Consider the following 2494-nt stretch of genomic DNA (forward strand, 5'->3'; position numbering starts at 1 on the left):
GGGTACGTGACATTGAGAGTTCCTCCTTATTCTCTTTATTATACATGAATTCTTTGAGAATAAGGTGTCAACTTTATTTATACAACATCATGTACTATCTCGTCAGCCTCTTCGTGAGGCTGTGAGTTGAAATATATGTGAAATCTGCGATATCAAGTGCGCTTTCTGTCAGCCTCTTCGTGAGGCTGTGAGTTGAAATAGTTGATTATCCTATGTGAACATGGATCAGATATGTCAGCCTCTTCGTGAGGCTGTGAGTTGAAATCGTAAAATTTGAGGGAATGACTGAGGAAGAAGCGGTCAGCCTCTTCGTGAGGCTGTGAGTTGAAATCTGCTTATTCTGATGCTGTTGTTGCTGCAACACGGTCAGCCTCTTCGTGAGGCTGTGAGTTGAAATATAAAATCCACAGACGTTTCCGGTATGCCACAACCGTCAGCCTCTTCGTGAGGCTGTGAGTTGAAATATCACAAACTTACTGGACGCTCTGGTTGATATCGTCAGCCTCTTCGTGAGGCTGTGAGTTGAAATTTGTGCACTATGATTTCATTGCCGGTCGTATCCAGGTCAGCCTCTTCGTGAGGCTGTGAGTTGAAATATTGCGGCCCTCATGTTTCGTGTTGTCAGATAGAGTCAGCCTCTTCGTGAGGCTGTGAGTTGAAATGTCAGTACCCATTTTACGTAGTGTACCGAACAGCGTCAGCCTCTTCGTGAGGCTGTGAGTTGAAATGCAAAGTAAAAGCACAGGCAGGAGGTGGCAGACAGTCAGCCTCTTCGTGAGGCTGTGAGTTGAAATGTTAATCGAACAAGAGTTGAGAGTATATCCTTGCGTCAGCCTCTTCGTGAGGCTGTGAGTTGAAATACCACTCACGTTGGACAGCAGCAGACACCGGGAAGCGTCAGCCTCTTCGTGAGGCTGTGAGTTGAAATAATTCATTAATCGCCCCCAGTACCGTCTTGCTGGTCAGCCTCTTCGTGAGGCTGTGAGTTGAAATGTAGGTTTGATTCCTGTGTAATCTGCTGAATAAAGTCAGCCTCTTCGTGAGGCTGTGAGTTGAAATACAACACTTATGATATTGTTCAGAACAGACCTCAGTCAGCCTCTTCGTGAGGCTGTGAGTTGAAATGTTTTCGCAGGGCTTCAATGGCTTTTCCATGGCAGTCAGCCTCTTCGTGAGGCTGTGAGTTGAAATTTTCTGGTTACAATGCCATGATCGAGCGATTACACGTCAGCCTCTTCGTGAGGCTGTGAGTTGAAATTTATGCTTTTTGATTAAGGTGGTCTAAAGCTTAGGAGTCAGCCTCTTCGTGAGGCTGTGAGTTGAAATGAATTATAATAAGCTCAGAAGTTAAGAAAGGAGAGTCAGCCTCTTCGTGAGGCTGTGAGTTGAAATCTGAGGGCTCTGTAGTTCCGTCAGTGTCAGAAATGTCAGCCTCTTCGTGAGGCTGTGAGTTGAAATAGTGAAAATTCGAGCTGGGAAAACCTTCTAAACAGTCAGCCTCTTCGTGAGGCTGTGAGTTGAAATGGATGTAATAATGTAGGTGTTGGAGCACCTGTGGTCAGCCTCTTCGTGAGGCTGTGAGTTGAAATGTTGAGATTGTTCCTGCAAGAAGATCTGCTACGGGTCAGCCTCTTCGTGAGGCTGTGAGTTGAAATATTGAACCATTATTGCAACTTCCAAGTGTGATACCGTCAGCCTCTTCGTGAGGCTGTGAGTTGAAATGCTGCAGACGTAGGTTGTCTTGGCGTGGATCGGCGTCAGCCTCTTCGTGAGGCTGTAAGTTGAAATACGAACAATCTTACGGCTATAAATTCCGAATAACTGGGAATTGCAGGGAGAACTTCGCCTGGAAGAACAGTGTGAATGGTATCGTGCAATGTTTGAGGCCTGTAAGAAACGACCATGGCTTCGTGGTTTTGCTTTATGGGAGTGGGCACCAAAGCTGCCTTCTGCTTCCGAGGCATGGAAGGACGACAGCTATGAATATGTGAGAAACCGGTGCAGGAGATAATAAAGAGATTCTATGAGCATGAGGCAGGAACCCCATTAATGTAATATTTGTAAAGGAAAAAGAACCGTCTGTTTTGATGGGATTAATTTCTGTTATGACAGACTGTTTTTTCTATTCCATTATCAATAGTTGATTTGCGGAAAACATCGAAATATATATGTCGTGAGGAGCAGTTTATGCCGAGACCAGTAAAATGCAGAAAAGTTTGCCATTTCCCCAATGTTTTAGAATTCTTTCCGGCAGATGATACTGAGAAAAAAACACCTATTGTTCTGACGGTAGATGAGTATGAAACCATCCGTCTTTTGGACAAGAAAGGTTATAGTCAGGAGCAGTGCGCAGCATCTATGCAAGTCGCAAGAACAACCGTTCAACGAATTTATGAGATTGCCAGTGATGTTGTATAAATAAAGTTGACACCTTATTCTCAAAGAATTCATGTATAATAAAGAGAATAAGGAGGAACTCTCAATGTCACGTACC

1 protein-coding gene, 1 pseudogene and 1 CRISPR repeat array are annotated in these 2494 nt (G+C 44.4%); the gene and the pseudogene both read left to right on the forward strand.

Features of this window, described 5'->3' with window-relative positions; translation table 11 throughout:
• The first annotated feature begins 101 nt into the window (after positions 1-101).
• Positions 102-1788: a CRISPR direct-repeat array (repeat unit 32 nt; unit sequence GTCAGCCTCTTCGTGAGGCTGTGAGTTGAAAT).
• A 40-nt stretch (positions 1789-1828) separates the two neighbouring features.
• Positions 1829-2011, forward strand: coding sequence for a glycoside hydrolase family 113 (locus ACTNDQ_RS15235; RefSeq protein WP_441064985.1), 183 nt, complete (start codon positions 1829-1831; stop codon positions 2009-2011).
• A gap of 176 nt (positions 2012-2187) precedes the next feature.
• Positions 2188-2403: pseudogene (locus ACTNDQ_RS15240) on the forward strand (DUF134 domain-containing protein); the annotation flags it as partial.
• Between the last annotated feature and the right edge of the window lie 91 nt (positions 2404-2494).

Origin of the sequence: Blautia massiliensis (ex Liu et al. 2021), from assembly GCF_052064225.1 — a bacterium.
GTDB classification, from domain to species: Bacteria; Bacillota; Clostridia; order Lachnospirales; family Lachnospiraceae; genus Blautia_A; species Blautia_A fusiformis.